The organism is Streptomyces abikoensis (assembly GCF_014648775.1).
Taxonomy (GTDB): Bacteria; Actinomycetota; Actinomycetes; order Streptomycetales; family Streptomycetaceae; genus Streptomyces; species Streptomyces abikoensis.
In genome coordinates, this window is record NZ_BMRT01000002.1 from 649,529 (window position 1) to 670,718 (window position 21,190).

Genomic DNA, 21,190 nt, shown 5'->3' on the forward strand with positions numbered 1-21,190 from the left:
CTGGCTCCGTCGCCCGGAGGCGGGGCCGGCGTCCGGAGGCAGGGCCGACCTTGCCGGAAGGCGGGGCCGGCGTCCGTTGCCGGGAGGCAGGGCCGACTCCGTTGCCGGGAGGCAGGGCCGACTCCGTTGCCGGGAGGCAGGGCCCGCATGCCGGGTGCGGGCCGGAGCCGGCTCCGGGGGTCAGGCCGTCGGAGCCTCCGGCTCGAAGCGGCTGAGCACCGCCGTCTGCACCTCCGCCTCCTCGGCCGGATCGGCGGCGAGCCTGCGCAGTTGGTCGACGACGCGGGCGTCGGCCGTCGTCGCGTGGCGGGCGGCCAGCTCCCGGGTCGACTCCTCGCAGTCCCACAGGCACTCGACGGCGAAGCCCGCCGCGAAGGAGGGATCGGTCGCGGCGAGGGCGCGCGCGGCCCGGCCCCGCAGATGGGACGAGGCCGTCTCGCGGTAGATGTGCCGCAGCACGGGCGCGGCGCAGGTGATCGCCAGCCGGCCGGCCCCGTCGACGAGGTCCCACAGGACGGGCGCGTCGCAGCCCTCGGTGCGGACGGTGCGGCGCAGGGCGGCGAGGACGAGCGCGGAGTCGTAGGCGGCGCCCCGGCAGGCGAGCATCCCGGCCGCGGCGGCGCCCAGCGCGTCGCCCCGGTGGATCCAGGCGCGGGCCCGTTCCAGGGCGGCCGTGCTGCGCATCCGTTCGAAGGCGGTCACGGCGGCCGAGGAGACGAGCTCGCCGGGGTCGGCGGCGGCCGTCTCGATGAGGTCGAGGGCCTGGGGGTCGTGGTGCTCGGCGAGGTAGCGCAGGGCGGTGGCGCGGGCGGCCTCGGGGCCGAAGGCGGCGGCCTCGATGATCTCCAGGCGGTCCTCGGGCCCGGCCACGGCGGTCAGGCAGCGGGTGGCCGGCACGTGGCGGTGCTGGGTGGGGTGGGCGTCGAGGCCCTGCTGGGCCCAGTCGAGGACCTCGCGGACGCTCCAGCCCGGGCGGGGGCCGGTGGGGCGCAGCTGGCGCTGCCAGCGGTCGAACGAGCCCTGTTCCCGGGCGGCGCGCACCCGGGCCGCGGTGGCGGGGGCGCGGCGGTCGTCGGCCCACAGCCGCCAGGGCCGGGGCTCGAAGGCGTCGCGGACGGCGGCGGCCAGCGCGGCCTCGCCCTCGGGGGTGTGCGGGAAGCGGGCGAGGACGGGGGCGGCCAGGGCGCGCAGCCCGGCGTCGTCGTCGCGCAGGGCCAGCTCGTCGAGGGCCCAGGCCCAGTTCCCGCCGGTGGCGGCGTAGCGGCGCAGCAGGACGAGGGCGTCGTCGCGGCCGTAGGAGGCGAGGTGGCCGAGGACGGCCAGGGCGAGGCCCGTGCGCTCCTCGGAGGTGTCGATCAGGTCGTCCGGGTGGAAGAGGTGCTGTTCGATCTCGCCGAGCCTGCCGTCGAGGTCCAGATAGAGGCGCGCGTAGTAGAGGGAGCGGTTCTCCACCTGCCAGTCGCGGCGGGGGTCGCGGAGCACGCAGTGGTTCAGCGCCGCGAGCGCCTCGGCCCGCGGCGCCGCGAGGGCATGCAGGGTCCCGTCGCCGCGGCCTCGCTGGAGGAGGCCGAGCAGGGTGCCGCTGGGCGCTATGTCTGGATCGAACATGGGGTCAGCATCCGGTGCGAGGAGTCGGCTGGCAACGGGATTTCCTTCCGGACGGCATTCTTGCCGGTGTCCACCTGTGCTATGCCTGGTGAACTGTGGAAACTCGGGTACTCCCAAGCGCCGCAGCCTACCCGGAGCGGTGGGTTCCGCGGAGTGCCGCCGGAAATGTCCTACCCATGCCGTCGGCATATGCCTCAAGCACCACCGTATCGGGTATTGCCAAAGCCCTTACAGCCCGTCGCTCCCTGTGCCACAGTCGTGACAGCAGTCCTGCCGGCCGTTCCAGCGGATCCCCGGAGCCGGCCGCGCCCCGCCTGTATCGGAGTACGTGATGCCGTCCCCACAGTCCGCGGACCGTCCCGCCGCCGAGCCGCCCGAGCGCGGCCAGGTGGACGCGCTCATCTCGCAGACGCAACGGCTCAGAGGCGGCATCGACGCCGTGCGCCGGGAGGCGGTGGCGAGCGCGGAGACCTCGGACGACCCCCGGCTCCACTGGCAGCGCGCCGTGTGCGAGCTGGCCGCCCACCACGCGGACGACCTCGGCGAGCAGCTGGGCCAGCTCCTCGCGGGCCTGCCCACCTCCCGGCGCGCCGGGGCGGGGAGCGGCACGGCCACCTCCGTCGGCGCGGAGGGCGGCACGGCGGCCCGGGGTGCCGGCACGGCCACGCGCGTCGCCGAGGACGACGGGGCGGACGGGGACGGCCTCGCGGCCGGGAACGGCCCGGCGACGCCCGGCAGGGTGGGCAGCGCCGAGTGGAACCTGCTGACCGACGAGGTGGCGTGGACCGACGAGCTCTTCGCGCTCTTCGGCCGCCGCCCCGAGGACGGCGCGCTGACCCTCGACGAGCTCCCCTCCACCCTCCTGGAGGAGGACACCGGGCTGCTGACCACGATGGTCACCGACTGCCTGGTGGACGGGAAGCCGATCGACGGGGAGTTCCGCATCGTGCGCGGCGACGACGGCGCCGTGCGCACGGTGCACATGATGGGCGAGCCGGTGCTCGACGCCGACGGCTGCACGAGCTCCATGTGGGCCGTGCTGCGGGACGTCAGCGATCTGCGGCGCTTCCGCCGGGAGGTGCACGAGACCCGTGACTCGGCGCACCGCCGGCGGGATGCCGCCCGGACCGAGCACCGGCTTGCGGTCGAGCTGCAGGAAGCCGTGCTGCCACCGTGGCGCGGCTCCCTGCGGCTCCCGCAGAGCGTCCCCGCCGGCCCCGCGGCCCCGGGCGGTGGCGTCCTCGATCTGGCCGGGCACTACCTCCCGTCCTCGACCAGCAGCCTCATCGGCGGCGACTGGTTCGACGCGATGGAGCTGCCCGGCGGCCGGACACTGCTGACCGTCGGCGGCCTCACCGGCCGGGGGGTGGCCGCCACCTCGACCATGGCCATGCTGCTGGGCGCGGTGCGCGGCATGGCGGTCTCCGGGGCCGAGCCCGGCCCTCTGATGGGCTGGCTCAATCACCTCCTGGAATCCTCCGCCCAGCCCGCCCTGGGCAGCGCGGTCTGCTGCCGCTACGAGCCCGCCTCCGGCACCCTCCTGTGGTCCCAGGCCGGCCACCCCGCCCCGCTGCTCTTCCGCGACGGGGCGGGCCGGGCGCTGCGGCCGCCGGAGGGCGTCCTGCTCGGTGCCATGACGGATGCCGCCTACGCGCAGACCGAGGAGCGGCTGCTGCCCGGTGATGTGCTGCTGCTCCACACCGAGGGGCTGGCGGACCGGGCCGGTGCCCGGCGGCTGCTGGAGCTCGCGCCGCGATTCGCCATGGCGGACACCGCTCAGGACTGCCTGCGGGCGGTACTGGAGGAGTTCGGCGACAAGGAGCGTGAGGACGACGCGTGCGTACTGATCGCCCGCATCGGCTCATAGGGCTCGTGGCCTCATAGGTGACTTCTGGGTTGACTTCCGGCTGACGGCTCGGGTCATACGGCCGTCGGGCGGTTCTTCCCCGGAGCCTTGGCCAGGGCCCGCTGGATGTCCTCCCGCAGGGGCGAGAGGGCGGGGTAGTCCGCGTACTTCCCGGTGAGCCGGTACATCTCCCGCAGCCGGTCCCAGGTGCGGTGGGAGGACGTCTCATTGATCGTGGTGAGCGCCATCCGGGCGAAGGTGTCGGCCTGCTCGGGGTCGTTGCCGATGAAACAGGCGGACGCCATGGAGATGTAGTCGAAGATCATCGACCGCTGGCGCTGCCCCCCGCGCAGCTCCAGCGCCCGCTTGGCGTGCTGCTGGGCGACGGGGGCGGCCGTGGGATCGTGCTCGGCGAGGGTGCGGTAGGCCAGGGCCTGCATTCCGTGGAGATCCGCCTCGTCGAACATCTGCATCCAGCTCGGCGGGGCGACATCCCCCTTGTCGGCGACGAAGAGGTCCTCGGCCTCGCCGAGCGTCCGCCGCATGGCCTGGCCGCGCCCCATCGAGGCCTGGGCCCAGGCCTCGACCGTGTAAAGCATCGCCCGGGTGCGCGGCAGGGTCTCGGGGCCGGAACCGGACTTGGCGAGCTTCATCAGATCCATCGCCTCGTCCGGCCGGCCCAGGTGGACCATCTGACGGGCGCAGCGGGAGAGGGCCTCGCCGGCCCTCGGGCGGTCCCCGCCCTCCCGGGCCGCGTGGGCGGCGATGATGAAGTACTTCTGAGCCGTGGGCTCCAGGCCCACGTCGTGGGACATCCAGCCGGCCAGCACCGCCAGATTGGCGGCGACACCCCACAGCCTGCGCTGGAGGTGTTCGGGGTGGCGGTAGGAGAGCATGCCGCCCACCTCGTTGAGCTGGCCGACGACGGCCTTGCGCTGGAGCCCGCCGCCGCGCTGGGCGTCCCAGATCCGGAAGATCTCGACCGAGTGCTCCAGCGCGTCGATCTCGAGGGAGCCGACCGGGGCCGCCTCGTAGCGGTCGAAGGCGGCGGGGTCCGCCTGCGCGGCCTTGACGCGCAGGGGATCGTCGAAGTGCGGGGCGTCGGAGGCCAGGACCGGGTCCATGTGGAGCCAGTCGTGCATCGCACCGCTGATTGCTGAGCCTGCGGCGAGCGCGGCGCCCGCGCCCACCAAGCCGCGTCGGTTGAGCATGAGGTCCATTCCCGTGAATTCGGTGAGGACCGCGGCGGTCCGCTCGGGCGGCCAGGGCAGCCCGTCAGGGGTCTGCGCCTTGCCGGCGCGCCCGCGCCGGCCGAACCCGAGGTCCTCGATGGTCACGACACGGCCGAGTCGCTCGGTGAACAGGGCGGCCAGCACCTTGGGCACGGGATCGCGAGGGGACTCCCCCATGTCGATCCAACGCCGCACCCGCGAGGTGTCGGTCGCCAGCTGCGGATGGCCCATGGCCGCCGCCTGCCGGTTCACGAGTCTCGCGAGCTCGCCCTTGGACCAGCCGGCCAGGCCGAACAGGTCCGCGAGGCGGGTGTTGGGTTCCCTCGTCACGTCAAGCCCCCAGGTTCCTCGGCTGACTTGAAGGTACTCGGGCCGTCATGGGCCAAGCGAGTATTCGCCAGGGTTCGCCAGGGTGCGCCACATGGTGTGCCACCCGCGATCGGGTGTGATGTAGGAACGCGCAACCCCGGCCACCCGGCAACCCGGCCGCATTCCCCAGGGTGCCCACGGGACCGGGGACCGGGTAGCGCCGCAATTCGCCGACACGAAGGGACCTGTTCCGCTCATGTATGCAGCCTCGACCTCCGTGTCCGCTCCGCCCCGGCCGCTCCGCCCCCAGCAGAGCGGCGGCGGCCCGTACCTCGATCCGTCCCACGCCGTGGGGGCCGCGTTCGGGGGCGGGCGGGCGCGGAGGGCCCCGGGGCCAGGCACCCAACCGCTCAGCGGGAGAATCGACTTGTCCGGCCCCCAGGGCGCGCAGCTGCGCACGGTGATCTCATCGGTCCATCGCATCTGCCCCGAGTTCAACCCCGTCCAGGTGCTGCGCCGGGGCGGGCGCTCCGTCCTCCTGGTCGGCACCACCGGTCGGAGTACGGCCGTGGCGAAGTGTTTACTGGACCATTCCTCCGCATGGGCCGAGCGATTCCGTCATGAAATAGCCACATATCGGGCGTTTGTCCGGCATCGCCCCCCGGTCCGGGTCCCGCGGCTCATCGCCGCCGATCCGGAGCACTGCACCCTGGTCATCGAGCGGATGCCCGGCCGGCCCGCCGCCACCCAGCGGCACCCGGTGGACACCCTGCCCCGCGCGGACGTCCGGGCGGCGCTCGGCGCGATCTGCCGGGTCAATCTCTGGCGGCCGCCCGCCGGGATGTTCGACATGCCGCTGGACTACGGCAAGCGCATCGCCCGCTATCACGAGCTGGGCCTGCTGACCGACCGTGACATGGGCGATCTCCAGAAGCTGCTCCACGGCCTGGCCCATGTCCAGGGGCAGTTCTGCCACGGCGACGCCCAGCTGTCCAATGTCCTGCTCTCCCCCGCCGGGCCGGTGCTCGTCGACTGGGACCACGCCGGCTGGTATCTGCCGGGGTACGACCTGGCGACGCTGTGGACCGTCCTCGGCGACGCCCCCCTGGCACGGCGTCAGATCAGCCAGCACGCCCAGCAGGCGGGGACGACCTCCCGGGACGCCTTCCTGGTCAACCTGATGCTGGTCCTCACCCGGGAGATCAGGACGTACGAGACGGCCGTGCAGCGCTCGATGCACGAGCCCGCACCACCCGGCAGCACCCCCGAGTCCGGTGAGGAGCAGCGACTCCTGCTCCGTCGGCTCCACGACGACTGCGCGATGGCCCGCCGGGCCGTCCGGGCCGCCGTCGGTACGCGCTGAGGGGCCGGACCGACACGCCGTTCCGCCGACTTACGGCGTGTCGGTGCTCGCCCGGACGGGCGAGCACGGCTCCGGTGCGTCCCCTCGCCCGCGTCGGGAAACCCCCGGCGCGGGCGTTGACGTGGATTGCGCCAGCCACCCAGTCTGATGAGCGCCACTCCAGTCATATTGACGCATCGTCTGCCGGGGCTTTGCTCTTGGTAAGTTCGGTCCATCAGCAGCCCAAGCGCTCGGCACGGCCCGTCCCGAGGAGGCCGCATTGCGAGGATCCGTACCGGAGTCACGACGGAACGCGAGGACCGGCAGACGAAGAAGCCACCGGAGCCGGGTGTTCGGTGCGGTCGCCTCGGCGGCCCTGCTCCTGCCGATGGTCACGGCCGGTCCGGCCGCCACGGCGGACAAACCCGCCGCCGGCGCGCTCCAGCGGGAGTTCGCCCAGGCGGCCGCCCGCTACCACGTACCCGGCAGTGTGCTGCTCGCCGTCTCCTATCTGGAGTCCCGCTGGGACAGCCATGGCGGCGCCCCCAGCGTCACCGCCGGCTACGGCCCGATGCATCTCACCGACGCCGCCACCGCCCTGGCCGCCGCCCCGCACCACAGCGACCCCGGCGAGGACGCCCGGGGTGATCTCGCCCGCCCGCGCGCCGCGAGCCGCCGCGCGATGGACGTCCCCGCGCCCGCCGCCCTCCCGGCCCGGCTGCGCACCCTGGAGCGGGCCGCCGGGCTGACCGGGCGCTCCCCCAAGGAGCTGCGCGCGAGCACCGCCGCCAACCTCCAGGGTGGCGCGGCCCTGCTGGCCGCCGAGCAGAAGCGCCTCGGCCTGCCGCTGAGCGGTGACGCCGCCGACTGGTACGCGGCGGTGGCCGGCTACTCCGGCGCCACCGACGCCGCCACCGCGACCACCTTCGCCAACGACGTCTTCGACGTCATCCGCAAGGGACAGCGGCGCACCACCGACAGCGGCCAGACGGTCGTCCTGCCCGCCGCCCCCCGGGTCGCCCCCCACGCCGAGCAGGTGCGACGGCTGGGTCTCGGCACGGTCCCGTCCCAGGGCACCGAGTGCCCGGAGTCGGTGGCCTGCGAGTCGATCCCGGCGCCGTACCAGCGGCTGGAGGGCAAGGACTACGGCAATCACGACCTCGCCGACCGGCCCGCCTCGCAGAAGGTCGACTTCATCGTCGTCCACGACACCGAGGGGACGTGGGAGACGACGATCAAGCTGATCAAGGATCCGGCGTACGTCTCCTGGAACTACACCGTGCGCTCCGGGGACGGCCACATCGCCCAGCACGTGCCCACCAAGGACGTCGCCTGGCACGCGGGGAACTGGTACGTGAACGCCAAGTCCGTCGGCATCGAGCACGAGGGCTTCCTGGCCCAGCCCGACGCCTGGTACACCGAGGAGATGTACCGCACGTCGGCCCGGCTGGTGGAGTATCTGGCGGACAAGCTGGACATCCCGCTGGACCGCCGGCACATCCTGGGCCACGACAACGTCCCGGGCACCGTCCCGTCGACCATCAGGGGCATGCACACCGACCCCGGGCCGTACTGGGACTGGGCGCACTACTTCGACCTGATGGGCCAGCCCTTCGAGGCGGACGCCAGTCCCCTCAGCGGCATGGTCACCATCGCGCCCGACTACGAGGACCACCAGCCGGTCTACACCGGCTGCGCCAAGCCGGGCGAGAAGTGCTCCCCCCACGGCTCCGGTGCCGTGCGGCTGCACACCGCCCCGCGCGAGGACGCCCCGCTGATCCGGGACATCGGTCTGCGCCCGGACGGCAGCCCGTCGACGATCGACGTCAACGACACGGGTGCCCGCGCCTCCACCGGTCAGCAGTTCGCCGTGGCCGACCGGCAGGGCGGCTGGACGGCGATCTGGTACCTGGGCCAGAAGGCGTGGTTCCGCAACCCCTGGTGGGATCCGACGGCGGTGGGCGCACACGGCCGGCTGATCACTCCGAGGGAGGGCCTGGCCGAGATCCCGGTGTACGGGCGCGCCTACCCGGAGAAGGATGCCTATCCGGCGGGCGTTCCGGTGCAGACCGTGACGCCGTTGCCGTACAAGCTGCTCGCCGGGCAGTCGTACGTCGTGGGGGCGGTCTCGCCGAGCGAATACCTGTGGGCGGCGACCTTCGAGCCGGCGGGCCACCGGATCGTCCGGGGCAAGGACGTCTACTACGAGATCCAGTTCGGGCACCGGGTGGCCTTTGTGAAGGCCACCGACGTGGAGGTCCACTCCTCCAGGTGGTAGCGGCCCGGCACGGCGGGAGCCCGGCACGCGACGGCGTGCCGGGCTCCGCTGGTCCGTGGGGCCTCGTGGGGCCGGGGGCGGTCCTAGCCGGCCTGGAACATCTCGGCCGGGAGGGGCTTCAGCAGCTGGTAGAGGTCGTCCGTGATCGGCCGGTCCCAGCTGGCGATGGTGACGAGGACGCCGTCGCTGCGGTCGAACTGGGTGCAGGAGATCCGGCTCTCAGAGCACTTGAGGCGGCGCACGATGAGGAGGTTGTCCTCGTGCATGACGGGCACGTCCTCGGTCTCCACCACCTGGACCGGCTCGTCGTTGCCGAGGGCGGCCAGCAGCTGGGCCACCTCGAAGGGCACCTGGCCCTCGCCGAGCTCCCGGGCCGGGGACCCCTCGGGCAGATTGCCGATGATCATCGCGGGACCGCGGCCGCCGAACAGGTCGTAGCGGAGGAAGACCCCCTGGCAGCTGCCGTCGGGCGCGGGGAGCAGCCCGGCACCGAGATCACCCGGCCAGTCACCGGGGTCCATGGCGAGGACGTCGAAGTCCGGCCCGGTGGGGGTGGCGGCGCTGCGGCGGCGGAGGAAGGACATGCCCACATCGTACGTGCCCGCCGCGGCGCCGTGCCGCCGGGGAACCCGTCGGGCGGGTCCCTTCACCGGGAGCCGGGCGCTCCGGCGCGCCCGGTCACGTGAGGTCGAATTCCCCGGCCCGCGCGCTCAGCATGAACGCCCGCCACTCGCCCGGTGAGAAGATCACCGCCGGGACGTCGGGGTCCCTGCGGTCCCGCAGGGCGATGTAGCCCTCCACGAAGGCGATCTGCACGTTGCCCCGGCTCCCCCGGTCGCTCGACTGCCACGTGGCCGTGGCGAGGTCGAGGTCCGGCCTCATGTCGCCCGCCAGTTGTTCGGTCGTGCTGTCCGCCACGTCCGTACCCCTTCCGGCTCGTCGTCGCCGCCCACACTAGCGAGCGCGGCCGGTGCCCGACAGGCCCCCGGATCCGGCCTCATCCGGTGGGCGGGGCGGCGGCGACGAGCCACATGGCGAAGAACTGGGCGCCGCCGCCGTAGGCGTGCCCGAGGGCCCTGCGCGCGCCGGGCACCTGGTGCTCCCCCGCCGCGCCCCGCACCTGGAGCGCGGCCTCGGCGAAGCGGAGCATGCCGGAGGCCCCGATGGGGTTGGTGGACAGGACCCCGCCCGAGGGGTTGACGGGGAGGTCGCCGTCCAGTTCGGTGGCGCCGGACTCGACGAGCTTCCAGCCCTCGCCCTCGGCGGCGAGGCCGAGGTTCTCCAGCCACATCGGCTCGTACCAGCTGAAGGGGACGTACAGCTCGGCGACGTCGATCTGGCGGCGGGGGTCGGTGATCCCGGCCTGGCGGTAGACGTCGGCGGCGCAGTCGCGGCCGGCGCGCGGGGAGACGAAGTCCTTGCCCGCGAAGAGCGTGGGTTCGCTGCGCATGGCCCCGCCGTGCACCCAGGCGGGCGGCCGCGGGGCGCGGGCGGCGCCGGCGCGGTCGGTGAGCACCATGGCGCAGGCCCCGTCGGAGGAGGGGCAGGTCTCCGAGTAGCGGATGGGGTCCCAGAGCATGGGCGAGTTGCGCACCGCCTCCAGGGTGAGGCCGTGTTCGTGGAGGTGGGCGTAGGGGTTCTTCAGGGCGTTGCGGCGGTCCTTGTGGGCGACGAGCGTGCCGGTGCCGGCGGGGGCGCCGGTGCGGCGGATGTACGCGCGGACGTGCGGGGCGAAGAAGCCGCCGGCGCCGGCCAGGAGGGGTGGCTGGAAGGGGACGGGCAGGGAGAGGCCCCACATGGCGTTGGACTCGGACTGCTTTTCGAAGGCCAGGGCGAGGACGGTCCGGTGGACGCGGGCGGCGACGAGGTTCGCGGCGACGAGGGCGGTGGAGCCGCCGACGGAGCCGGCGGTGTGGACGCGCAGGACGGGTTTGCCGGTCGCGCCGAGGGCGTCGGCGAGGTGGAGCTCGGGCATCATGACGCCCTCGAAGAAGTCGGGGGCCTTGCCGATGACGACGGCTTCGATGTCGGTCCAGGTGAGGGCGGCGTCGTCGAGGGCGCGCCGGGCGGCCTCGCGGACGAGTCCGGCGAGGGAGACGTCCCGGCGGGCGGCGGCGTGGTGGGTCTGTCCGATGCCGGCGACGGCCACGGGTTCCTTGCTCACTCGGGTTCTCCTTCCAGCTCGGCTTCCAGCACGGCGACGAGGTTCTGCTGGAGGCAGGGGCCGGAGGTGGCGTGGGCGAGGGCCCGGTGGGACTCGCCCCGGTGGATACGGGCGGCGGCCTCGCCGATGCGGACGAGCCCGGCGGCCATGAGGGGGTGCGCGGCGAGGGCGCCGCCGGAGGGGTTGACGCGGACGTCGCCGGTGAGGCGGAGCGCCTTGCGCAGGATCACTTCCTGGGCGGTGAAGGGCGCGTGGAGTTCGGCGGTGTCGACGGGCGCGTCGAAGGCCCCGGCGCGTTCGGCGGCCAGGCGGGTGGAGGGCGAGTCGGTGAGGTCGCGCCGGCCCGGGTCGTGGGGTTCGATCCGGTGGTCGATGCCGCGGATCCAGGCGGGCCGGCGGCACATCCGCCGGGCGCGTTCGCCGGCGGCGAGGACGACGGCCGCGGCGCCGTCGCTGACGGGCGGGCAGTCGCCGGTGCGCAGGGGGCGTACGACGTAGTCGCCGTGGGGGACGGCGCCGCGCAGTTGGGCGTGGGGGTTGTGGGTGGCGGCCGCGCGGTTGCGGGCGGCGATGGCGGCGAGGTCGTCCTCGTCGGTCTCGCCGGCGTCGATGAGGGCCTGGGCCTGGAGGGCGGCCAGCGAGACGGAATCCGGCCACAGGGGTGCCAGGTAGCAGGGGTCGAGCTGGCGGGTGAGGACGTCGCGGACGTCGCCCGCGGAGGACTTGCCGTGGGCGTAGACGAGAGCGGTGTCCGCCTCGCCGGTGAGGATCTTCACCCAGGCCTCGTACAGGGCCCAGGCCCCGTCCATCTCCACGTGGGACTCGGCGATCGGGGGCCAGGCGCCGACGCCGTCGAGGGTGAGGGTGAAGGAGAAGGGCCGGCCGGCGAGGTAGTCGCTGGAGCCGGAGCAGGTGAAGTCCGCCTCGCCGGGGGCGAGTCCGGCCCGGTCGAGGACCTCGCGCAGGACGGGGAGGAGCAGTTCCGTCTCGGAGAGACCGGGGGTGGCGCGGCGGTGGTCGCTCTGGGCGAAGGCGACGACGGCCACGTCGCGGGGGCGCGGCGTCACAGCGGCCTCCTGGTCACAGCAGCCTCTTGTAGGTGTCGTAGTCGGCGTCGGGTTCGCCGGTGGGCCGGTAGTGGTCGGGGTGGCGGTCGCCGTCGCGCCAGACGGGCTCGACGCGCAGCCCCATGCGCACCTGGTCGTAGGGGATGCCGGCGATGCGCCCGTGGAGGGCGAGGTCGGCGCCGTCGAGGGCGATGTGGGCGTAGACGTAGGGCACGTCGATGGCCAGGTTCCTGGCCTTGATGTTGACGACGCAGAAGGTGGTGACGGTGCCGCGGGGGCCGACGACGACCTGTTCGGTGGCGGCGACTCCGCAGGTGGGGCAGGCGCCGCGCGGCGGTACGTGGACCTTGCGGCAGGAGGGGCAGCGTTCGCCGGTGAGGAGATGGCGGGCGAGGTTGCCGAGGTGGCGGGTCTGGGCGCGGCCGGGTGTGTAGGTGTAGTCGAGGCGGGCGGGGGCGGTGAGGCTGGTGACGGGGTCGGTGAACGTGCCGTGGTGCGGGGTGGCGTGGCCGGTTTCCGGTCCGTCGTGGGGCTCGAAGCAGGCGATGTCGGTGATGGCTCCGGTGCGTTGTTCCGCCCAGCGGACGCGGACGCGCGCGCCGGTGCGGACGGCCTCGGGGCCGGGGGCGTCGAGGGCGTGGAGGAGGGCGGTGTCGGCGCCGTCGAGGCGTACGAGCACCCAGGCGAAGGGGGTGGCCAGCGGCTGGTTCGGGCGGGGTGCGGGGTTCCAGGCCCAGGTGGTGACCGTGCCGGTGGTGCCCACTTCGACGAGTTCGTGGATCTCCTCGGCGGTGGTGGGGTCGTATTCGGCGGGCGGTACGAGCACGCGGCCGTCGTGGGCGCGGACGCCGAGGACGACGCGTTCGCGCAGCCCGGTGAGGAATGCGCTCTGGACGGGGCCGAGGGAGCGGGTGAAGGGGAAGGAGACGACGAGGGGCGCGGTGAGCTGTTCCGGCATCGGTTCGCCTCCTCGTCAGGCGCGGCGGAAGACGGCGGGGCGCTTCTCGGCGAAGGCGCGGGCGCCTTCCTCGGCGTCGGCGGTGTCGAAGACGGGCCGGCCGCGTTCGAGTTCGAGGGCGAGCGCCTCGGGTTCGGGGAGGGCCGCGGCGTCGTGGACGCAGGCCTTGACGGCCTCGACGGCGAGCGGGGCGTTGGCGTTGACGAGTTCGGCGGTCGCGAGGGCCCGTTCGAGGGCGGTGCCGTCGGGGACGACGTGGCCGATGAGGCCGATGCGCTCGGCTTCGGCGGCGGTGTACGGGCGTCCGGTGAGCAGCATCTCCATGGCGTGGGTGTGGGGGATCTGCCGGGGCAGCCGGACCGTGGAGCCGCCGATGGGGAAGAGGCCGCGGCGGACCTCGAAGAGGCCGAAGACGGCACCGGCACCCGCGATGCGGATGTCGGTGCCCTGGAGGAGTTCGGTGCCGCCCGCGACGCAGGGGCCCTCGACGGCGGCGATCACGGGCTTGCGGGGCCGGTGGTGGCGGAGCATGGCCTTCCAGTGGAGGTCGGGGTCGGCCTTGAAGCGGGCGCGGACGGGGTCGTCCGGATCCCGTCGGCCCGCGAGCGCCTTGAGGTCCATGCCGGAGCAGAACGCGCCGCCCGCGCCGGTCAGGACGACCGAGCGGACGTCGTCGTCTGCGTCGGCGAGCAGCCAGGCGTCGTAGAGGCCGGCGAGCATCGGCAGGGACAGCGCGTTCCTCGCCTCCGGCCGGTCGAGGGTGAGGACGAGCGTGGCGCCGACGCGCTCCACGGTGAGGTGCTCGGTCCCGCCCATGGCGGACCTCCCGTCGTGGTTCGTCTCTGGTTGCGAGGACCGGAACAGCGTGCAGGAGGCGGCGGCACGGTTCAATAGTTTTCTGACTGATCGTCAGATTTCTTGGGTCGTGGCCCTTCCGGTCGCCGCGCCCCGGCGCTCTAATGACCGCCGTGGACTACAACCTCGCGGATCTCCTCGAGTCGGTCGTGGACGTGGTCCCCGCCAGGGAGGCCCTCGTCCACCTCGACCTCCCCGGCGGCGGCGCCGAGCGCCGGCTGACGTACGAGGAGCTCGACACGGCGGCGGGCCGGCTCGCCGGCCACCTCTTCGGCAGCGGAATCGGCCCGGGCGACCACGTGGGGCTGCACCTCTACAACGGCGTGGCGTACCTGGAGGCGCTCTGGGCCTGCCTGAAGGTCCGGGCGGTACCGGTCAACGTCAACTACCGCTACGTCGAGGACGAGCTGGCCTACCTCTACCGTGACGCGGACCTGGTCGCGCTGGTCTTCGACGGCTCCTTCACCGCGCGGGTGGCGGCGGCCCTCCCCCGGTCCGGGGGACGGCTGCGGCACCTCGTCCGGGTGGGGCCGCCGCCCGCCGGCGCCCCGGAACCGGCCGTCGCCCCGGTGGACCTCGCCGAGGCCGAGGCGTCCGGCTCCGCCGTGCGCGGCACCGTGGGCCCGCGCTCGGGCGACGACCGGTTCATCGTCTACACCGGCGGCACCACCGGGATGCCCAAGGGTGTGGTGTGGCGGCAGGAGGACCTGTTCTTCTCCGGGCTCGGCGGGGGCGCGCCGACGGGCCAGCCGGTCGAGCGGCCGGAGGAGGTGGCCGAGCGCGTGGCGGCGGGCGGCGAGGGCCTGGTCTTCTTCCCCACCGCGCCGCTGATGCACGGCACGTCGACGCTCACCGCGCTCATCGCCCACCTCCTCGGGCAGAAAGTGGTCCTGCACCGCAAGTACGTCCCGGAGGAGGTGCTGCGCACGATCGCCCGGGAGCGGGTCACCAATGTCTCCCTGGTCGGCGACGCGATGCTGCGCCCCCTGGCGGAGACCCTGGCGGGCCCGCTGCGGGGGACCGACTGCTCGTCGCTGCTCAGCGTCAGCAGCTCGGGGGCCGTGCTGTCGGAAGCCGTGCGCGAGCGGTTCACGGCGCTGCTGCCCGGAGTGCGGATCGTCAACAACTTCGGCTCCTCCGAGTCGGGTTTCAACGGCACCGCCACCGAGGACTCCGGGCCCGAGCGGGGCTTCCGGCTGCGCGTCAACGACCGTACGACCGTGGTGGACCCGGTGACCCACCGGCCGGTCGCCCCGGGCGTGCCGGGCCGCGTCGCCCAGCGCGGGCACGTGCCGCTCGGCTATCACAACGACCCGGTGAAGACGGCCGAGACCTTCTTCACCTCCGGCGGGGAACGCTGGGTGCTGCTCGGCGACATGGCGACCGTGGACGCCGACGGGGTGGTGACCGTCCTCGGGCGCGGCTCCCAGTGCATCAACACGGGCGGCGAGAAGGTCTTCCCGGAGGAGGTCGAGCAGGTCCTCAAGGCCCACCCGGCCGTCTACGACGTGCTGGTCACGGGCGTTCGGGACGCCCGCTGGGGCCAGCGCGTCACGGCGGTCGTCCAGCCCCGGGAGGGGACGGAGCCCCCGACCCTGGACGCGCTCCAGACGCACTGCCGGACGCGGCTCGCCGGGTACAAGGTGCCGCGGGGCCTGGTGCTGACGGAGCGTGTCGAGCGCTCGCCGAGCGGCAAGGCGGACTACCGCTGGGCGCGGGCGGTGGCGGAGCGGGGATCCGGGGGCTGAGCGTCGCAGCCCGCCGGCGGGGCGGCGGGTGCTCAGGGCCGAGTCCGGGGGCCGACCCATCCCACACCGTCTCTTGGGCCGCCGGACACCTCGGATGCGGCGGGCGGTCATCCCAGCGCCCTTCACTGAATGCGCCCCTCCCTTTCCCCGGCTCCAGGAGATCCCATGACTCCCCTGACCCGTCGCGGTTTCCTCGGCGCGGCCGCGGCCACCGGCGCCGCCACGGCCCTGAGCTCGGCGCTGCCCACCTCGCTCCAGCAGGCGATGGCGGCGACCTCTCCCGCCGGCACGCTCGACGATGTCGCGCATGTCGTCATCCTGATGCAGGAGAATCGTTCCTTCGATCACTACTTCGGCACCCTCAAGGGCGTACGCGGCTTCGGCGACCGTTCCCTGCTCCGCTTCCCGGACGGCTCCGACGTGCTGAGACAGACGACGCTCGGCCCGCTCGGCGGGCGGGTGGTGCGGCCCTGGCACCTGGACACGGCCACCACCGACGCCCAGCGGGTCCGCGACCTCGACCACGGCTGGTCCGGCACCCACCGCGCCTGGAACGGCGGCCGCTACGACAACTGGATCCCCGCCAAGAGCGCCTGGACCATGGGGCACTACCGGCCCGAGGACATCCCGTTCCAGTTCGCGCTGGCCGAGGCCTTCACCATCTGCGACCAGTACTTCTGCTCGGCCCAGGGCCCCACCAACCCCAACCGGCTCTACCAGTGGACGGGCACGGTCGACCCGGGCGGCAAGCAGGGCGGGCCCGTCACCGACAACTCCGAGAAGGGCTACTCCTGGACGACCTATCCCGAACGCCTGGAGGCGGCCGGGATCTCCTGGCGCGTCTACCAGCAGCAGGACAACTACGACGACAACCCCCTGGCCTGGTTCACCCGGTTCCGCGCCGCCAAGCCCGGCTCGTCCCTGTACGACAACGGCATGCTGCGCCGCCCCGCCGACGCCTTCGCCCAGGACGTCGCGGCGGGCCGGCTCCCGGCGGTCAGCTGGGTCGTCGCCCCCGAGAGCCAGTCGGAGCACCCCGCCTACCCGCCCGCGTACGGCGCGGACTTCACGGCGAAGTACGTCCTTACGTCGCTGGCCGCCCATCCCGAGGTCTGGGCCAGGACGGTGGTGTTCCTCAACTTCGACGAGAACGACGGCTTCTTCGACCACGTGGCCCCGCCGGTCCCCCCGGCGGGCACGCCGGACGAGTTCGTGGGCGGCGCGCCGATCGGGCTGGGGCCACGGGTGCCGATGACGGTGATCTCGCCGTGGAGCCGGGGCGGGTACGTCCACTCCGAGGTCCTCGACCACACCTCGCCGCTGCGGTTCCTGGAGAACTGGACGGGCGTCAAGGAACCCAACATCTCCGCCTGGCGGCGCACCGTGTGCGGCGATCTGATGAGCGCCTTCGACTTCGCCTCGAAGAACGTCTCCTTCCCCGCGCTGCCGGACACCGCCGCGCTCGTCGCCGCCTGCGACCGGCAGCACTCCCTCCCCGAGGCCCGGCCCCCGGCCGACCCGCCGCAGCCCGCGCAGGAGCCCGGCACCCGGCCCGCCCGCCGCACGGGCTACGGCTTCGACACCACGTCCTGGACCGACACCGCCACCGGCAGGCTGTGGTTCAAGGTGGTCAACACCGGTACGCTCGGCGCCGGTTTCAGCGCCTACACGGTCAATTACCGCACCTACGCGGCGTGGCACTACACCGTTCCGGTGGGCGGCGAGGCGAGCGACTACTTCAGCGCCCTGACCTACGGCGGCGGGAAGTACGACGTCGACCTGCACGGCCCCGACGGTTATCTGCGCGGCTTCAAGGGCGACGTCCGCACCTGGTCGGACGGCGCCAAGGGGCACCCGGAAGCGGCCGTGACGCCCGACCCCGCCGTGCCCGGGACGCTGCGTCTGACCCTGACCAACGGCGGTGGCGCACCCGTCGTCTTCACGGTCTCCGACGGACAGCGGGCCACCGTGGCGGCGGGCGGGAGCGCCCGGCTGACGCTCACGACCGAGCGGGACGGCGGCTACGACCACACCGTCGCGGCCGACGTGGGCGACGGCTTCGAGCGCCGCTTCGCGGGGCGCCTCCTTCCGGCGTTCACTCCCAAGAGCCCTTGACGCCCGGCCGTGACCCTGGATACTTGATCCTATCGAATCTACCGAACGATCGGTCGGGCACTCGGGGTCACGGCGAGGCAGGGGGAGACGATGACGGACACGCGGGCGGGCGTGGGGGCCGGCATGCGGACGGGCGTGCGGGCGGGCGTGCGCGACGCGGCGGAGAGCATGTCCCGCGAGGAGCTGGAGGCGCTCCAGCGGGAGCGCCTGCGCGCCACGCTCCAGCATGTCTACGCCAACGTCCCCTTCTACCGGCGGGCGTTCGACGCCGCCGGGTTGCACCCGGAGGACTGCCGGACGCCGGCCGATCTCGCCCGCTTCCCCTTCACCACCAAGGCGGATCTGCGCGCGCAGTACCCCTTCGGCATGTTCGCGGTCGACCGGTCGCGGCTCCGGCGGCTGCACGCCTCCAGCGGCACCACGGGCACCCCGACCGTCGTCGGCTACACCGAGCGCGATCTGGAGGTGTGGGCCGACGTGGTGGCCCGTTCCCTCCGCGCGGCCGGCGTGCGGCCGGGGGACACGGTCCATGTGGCCTACGGGTACGGTCTGTTCACCGGCGGGCTCGGCGCCCACTACGGGGCCGAGCGGCTCGGCTGCACGGTCGTCCCCGCCTCCGGCGGCATGACCGCCCGCCAGGTCCGGCTGATCCAGGACCTGCGCCCCGAGGTCATCATGGTGACCCCCTCGTACATGCTCACGCTGCTCGACGAGTTCGAGCGCCAGGGCATCGACCCCCGGAGTACCAGCCTGCGCGTCGGCGTCCTCGGTGCCGAGCCGTGGACCGAGGAGATGCGCCGCGAGATCGAGGAGCGTTTCGCGATCGACGCCGTCGACATCTACGGACTCTCCGAGGTCATCGGGCCCGGCGTCGCGCAGGAGTGCGTGGAGACGAAGGACGGCCCGCATCTGTGGGAGGACCACTTCTATCCGGAGATCGTCGATCCGGTCACCGGTGAGATCCTGCCCGAGGGGGCGTTCGGGGAGCTGGTCCTCACCTCGCTCACCAAGGAGGCCATGCCGCTCGTCCGCTACCGCACCGGCGACCTCACCCGGCTGCTGCCCGGCACCGCCCGGCCCGCCTTCCGGCGCATGGAGCGGATCACCGGCCGCTGCGACGACATGATCGTGCTGCGCGGGGTCAACCTCTTCCCCTCCCAGATCGAGGAGATCGCGCTGGACATCGCCGGTGTCGCGCCCCACTTCCAGCTGCGGCTCACGCGAGAGGGCCGGCTGGACCGGCTCACGGTCCGCGCCGAGGCCCGGCCGGACGCGACCCCGGAGCGGCGCGCGGCGGCCGCCGTGGAGATGGAGCGACGGATCAAGGACGGCATCGGGGTGACGGCGGGCGTCGAGATCGTGGACCCCGAGACCCTGGAGCGCTCCCTAGGCAAGCTCAAACGGATCGTCGACGAACGCCCGAAGTGACGTCGTGGAGCTGGCCCGCCGCACCCGCCTCCCCGCCGGGCGGGGCCGCTGCCGCCGCCCCGGGGCGCACGGGGCACCCGTCGGACGGCGGCCTCTCCGCCGTCATCCGCTACACCGAATACGGCGTCCCGCACATCGTCGGCAAGGACTACGCGAACGTCGCCTTCGGCTCGGGCTGGGCCCAGGCCCGCCGAGAAGCCCCTCGACCGGCCCGCCCAGAGCCACGCCCGCCGTGAGGAGTGGCGCAAGCGCGTCCTCGACTTCTGCCGGGTGGCACCCGATACGGCGCTGGGCCTGTCGGATCTCGTCTGCAGCCGCACCCTGCCCCAGCGCGGGCCGCATCGGCCCTGACGAACAGCCGCAGGGCGTACGGCGCGCGCGAGAAATCACGCACCGGCGTACGCAACCGCACCACCGGCCGGGGCGCACAGGACGCGAAAGTGGCCGGTTTTCGTCTCCGGCGGCCGGGAATCGTCGGTGCGGTGGAGATGTCCGGGGCCGGAGGGAAGCCATGCCTGCTGCGAAAAGCGGGAAGCGCACCGCGACCCGTTCCCGTGCGCCCGGCGCAGCCGACCGGGGCGGGGAATCGCACGCGGACATCTTCGCCTGCTTCGCTCAGGATTCGCCGGGCCGGCTCTCTCCCGACCGGTTACTGAAGGTGCTCAACGAGGCGGGCATCCTGCGCGACGACCCCAGGATCGCCGAGACCATCGCCTACCTGGACCGTGTCCGGCCCGCACCACCGGCGAGCGGGCCGCTCCTGCTGACCGCGGAGGAGTTCACCGCCGCGACCCGGCACAACCGGGGCATCATCGAACGGGCCGCCTGCGGGGAACTCGCGGTGCCCGACTTCCCGGCGCTGGTGGCCGACCTCCGGCGCATCCACGAGGAGGTCCGCGCCGACCGCAGCGGCGCCGTCGCCTCGTACATCCCCCAGCTCGCCCGCGTGGACCCCGAGCAGTTCGCGATCTCGGTGTGCACCGTGGACGGGCAGCGCTTCTCCATCGGCGACGCGGACGTGAACTTCTGCCTGCAATCGGTGTCCAAGACCGTCGGCTACTGCCTCACCCTGGAGGAACACGGCCCCGACACCGTCCACCGTCACGTGGGCAGGGAGCCCAGCGGCCAGGGATTCAACGAGCTGACCTTCAACAAGGCGGGCCTGCCGCACAACCCGATGATAAACGCCGGTGCCATCATGAGCTGCGCGCTCATCCAGCGCGGCCTCGACGCCGCGGACCGCTTCGACTTCGTCGCCGAGACCTGGAAACGCCTCGCCGGCGGCCGGAGCGTCGGGTTCAACAACTCCGTCTACCTGTCCGAACGCAACACCGCCGACCGCAACTTCGCCCTCGGCTACTCCATGCGCGAACGCGGCGCCTTCCCGCCCGGCACCGATCTGCTGGCCACGCTGGAGTTCTACATACAGTGCTGCTCGATCGAGGTCGACACACGGCAAATGGCCGTAGCGGCGGCTTCCCTGGCCAACGCCGGGGTGTGCCCGCTCACGGAGGACCCGGTGTTCTCCGCCCAAACAGTGCGCCACTGCCTTTCGCTGATGTCCTCGTGCGGGATGTACGACTTCTCCGGCGAATTCGCCTTCACCATCGGCCTGCCGGCCAAGAGCGGCGTATCGGGCGCGCTGATGCTGGTCGTCCCCCAGCTGATGGGCATCGCCATCTGGTCCCCCCGGCTGGACGGTCACGGGAACTCGGTGCGCGGCATCGAGGTCTGCCGGCGTCTCGTCGACTGCTACAACGTCCACACCTACGACCTGCTCACCGGCACCGGCGCCGAGATCGGCAAGCGCGACCCCCGCCTCAAGCGCCACCAGAGCGCCACCGAAGGCATCGTGGGCCTGTGCTTCGCCGCCAGCAGGGGCGACGTCAACGAGATCCGCCGCCTGGCCGCCTGCAACGTCCCCCTCGACGCCGCCGACTACGACGGACGCACCGCCCTCCACCTGGCCGCGGCCGAAGGGCACCGCGGCCTCGTGGAATACCTCCTCGCCAAGGGCGTCGACCCCCGCCCCGTGGACCGCTGGGGCGGCACCCCCCTGGACGACGCCAACCGGTCCGGACACCGCGACCTGGCCCGCCTACTGGCCGAAGTCACCGGCACACCGCGGCGGCCGGCGCCTTGAGAACGCGGCGCCGGGGCCGCGCGCCGACTGGTCGGTGCGCCCCACCGGGTGCGGCAACGGGGCCGGTAAACGAAGTTACCGGCCCCGCACACATCCG

At 73.4% G+C, this 21,190-nt stretch carries 15 protein-coding genes and 1 pseudogene; 8 read left to right on the forward strand and 8 right to left on the reverse strand.

Going from position 1 to position 21,190, the window contains the following annotated elements; genetic code table 11:
- Positions 1–180: 180 nt before the first annotated feature.
- On the reverse strand, positions 181–1,608 hold the full coding sequence (locus IE096_RS09380; RefSeq protein ID WP_189450531.1) for a HEAT repeat domain-containing protein: 1,428 nt from the start codon (positions 1,606–1,608) through the stop codon (positions 181–183).
- Between the two features lie 331 nt (positions 1,609–1,939).
- On the opposite strand from IE096_RS09380, the gene IE096_RS09385 reads away from it, so the two are divergent.
- Entirely contained in the window at positions 1,940–3,475 is a 1,536-nt protein-coding gene (locus IE096_RS09385; RefSeq protein WP_189450533.1) for a PP2C family protein-serine/threonine phosphatase, read from the forward strand.
- Between the two features lie 53 nt (positions 3,476–3,528).
- On the opposite strand, the gene IE096_RS09390 is transcribed toward IE096_RS09385, so the two are convergent.
- A complete protein-coding gene (locus IE096_RS09390; protein WP_189450537.1) occupies positions 3,529–5,016 on the reverse strand; it encodes a DNA-binding protein NsdB in 1,488 nt (495 codons plus the stop codon).
- A gap of 235 nt (positions 5,017–5,251) precedes the next feature.
- On the opposite strand from IE096_RS09390, the gene IE096_RS09395 reads away from it, so the two are divergent.
- Positions 5,252–6,358: an aminoglycoside phosphotransferase family protein gene (locus tag IE096_RS09395; protein WP_189450539.1), complete on the forward strand. Its 1,107-nt coding sequence runs from the start codon at positions 5,252–5,254 to the stop codon at positions 6,356–6,358.
- Between the two features lie 259 nt (positions 6,359–6,617).
- Positions 6,618–8,615, forward strand: a complete 1,998-nt coding sequence (locus IE096_RS09400) for an N-acetylmuramoyl-L-alanine amidase (protein ID WP_373298056.1) — start codon at positions 6,618–6,620, stop codon at positions 8,613–8,615.
- Between the two features lie 83 nt (positions 8,616–8,698).
- On the opposite strand, the gene IE096_RS09405 is transcribed toward IE096_RS09400, so the two are convergent.
- From IE096_RS09405 to IE096_RS09430, 6 genes are all read right to left on the reverse strand, one after another.
- Positions 8,699–9,199: a hypothetical protein gene (locus tag IE096_RS09405; protein WP_126913029.1), complete on the reverse strand. Its 501-nt coding sequence runs from the start codon at positions 9,197–9,199 to the stop codon at positions 8,699–8,701.
- A gap of 94 nt (positions 9,200–9,293) precedes the next feature.
- The gene (locus IE096_RS09410) at positions 9,294–9,533 is read right to left on the reverse strand and encodes a DUF397 domain-containing protein (protein ID WP_189450541.1); all 240 of its coding nucleotides are present in this window, start codon (positions 9,531–9,533) and stop codon (positions 9,294–9,296) included.
- A 79-nt stretch (positions 9,534–9,612) separates the two neighbouring features.
- Positions 9,613–10,779, reverse strand: a complete 1,167-nt coding sequence (locus tag IE096_RS09415; RefSeq protein ID WP_189450542.1) for a thiolase family protein — start codon at positions 10,777–10,779, stop codon at positions 9,613–9,615.
- Positions 10,776–11,846 carry a thiolase family protein gene (locus IE096_RS09420; protein ID WP_189450544.1) on the reverse strand — a complete coding sequence of 357 codons (1,071 nt, stop codon included), beginning with the start codon at positions 11,844–11,846 and terminating at the stop codon, positions 10,776–10,778. The genes IE096_RS09415 and IE096_RS09420 overlap by 4 nt, the downstream gene beginning before the upstream one ends.
- A gap of 13 nt (positions 11,847–11,859) precedes the next feature.
- Positions 11,860–12,804, reverse strand: coding sequence for an OB-fold nucleic acid binding domain-containing protein (locus tag IE096_RS09425; protein WP_189450546.1), 945 nt, complete (start codon positions 12,802–12,804; stop codon positions 11,860–11,862).
- A 15-nt stretch (positions 12,805–12,819) separates the two neighbouring features.
- A complete protein-coding gene (locus tag IE096_RS09430; RefSeq protein ID WP_189450548.1) occupies positions 12,820–13,620 on the reverse strand; it encodes a crotonase/enoyl-CoA hydratase family protein in 801 nt (266 codons plus the stop codon).
- Between the two features lie 152 nt (positions 13,621–13,772).
- Between IE096_RS09430 and IE096_RS09435 the strand changes: the two genes are divergently transcribed.
- From IE096_RS09435 to glsA, 5 genes and pseudogenes are all read left to right on the forward strand, one after another.
- Positions 13,773–15,407, forward strand: a complete 1,635-nt coding sequence (locus IE096_RS09435; protein WP_189450550.1) for an acyl-CoA synthetase — start codon at positions 13,773–13,775, stop codon at positions 15,405–15,407.
- Between the two features lie 165 nt (positions 15,408–15,572).
- Complete coding sequence (locus IE096_RS09440; protein ID WP_189450552.1) at positions 15,573–17,522, forward strand: phosphocholine-specific phospholipase C; 1,950 nt, start codon at positions 15,573–15,575, stop codon at positions 17,520–17,522.
- A gap of 123 nt (positions 17,523–17,645) precedes the next feature.
- Positions 17,646–18,950 carry a phenylacetate--CoA ligase PaaK gene (paaK, locus tag IE096_RS09445; protein WP_189450959.1) on the forward strand — a complete coding sequence of 435 codons (1,305 nt, stop codon included), beginning with the start codon at positions 17,646–17,648 and terminating at the stop codon, positions 18,948–18,950.
- Positions 18,947–19,138 (forward strand): annotated as a pseudogene (locus IE096_RS09450) (penicillin acylase family protein); the annotation flags it as partial. The gene paaK and the pseudogene IE096_RS09450, both read left to right, overlap by 4 nt.
- 323 nt (positions 19,139–19,461) lie before the next feature.
- Complete coding sequence (gene glsA / locus IE096_RS09455; RefSeq protein WP_189450553.1) at positions 19,462–21,093, forward strand: glutaminase A; 1,632 nt, start codon at positions 19,462–19,464, stop codon at positions 21,091–21,093.
- Positions 21,094–21,190 lie beyond the last annotated feature (97 nt).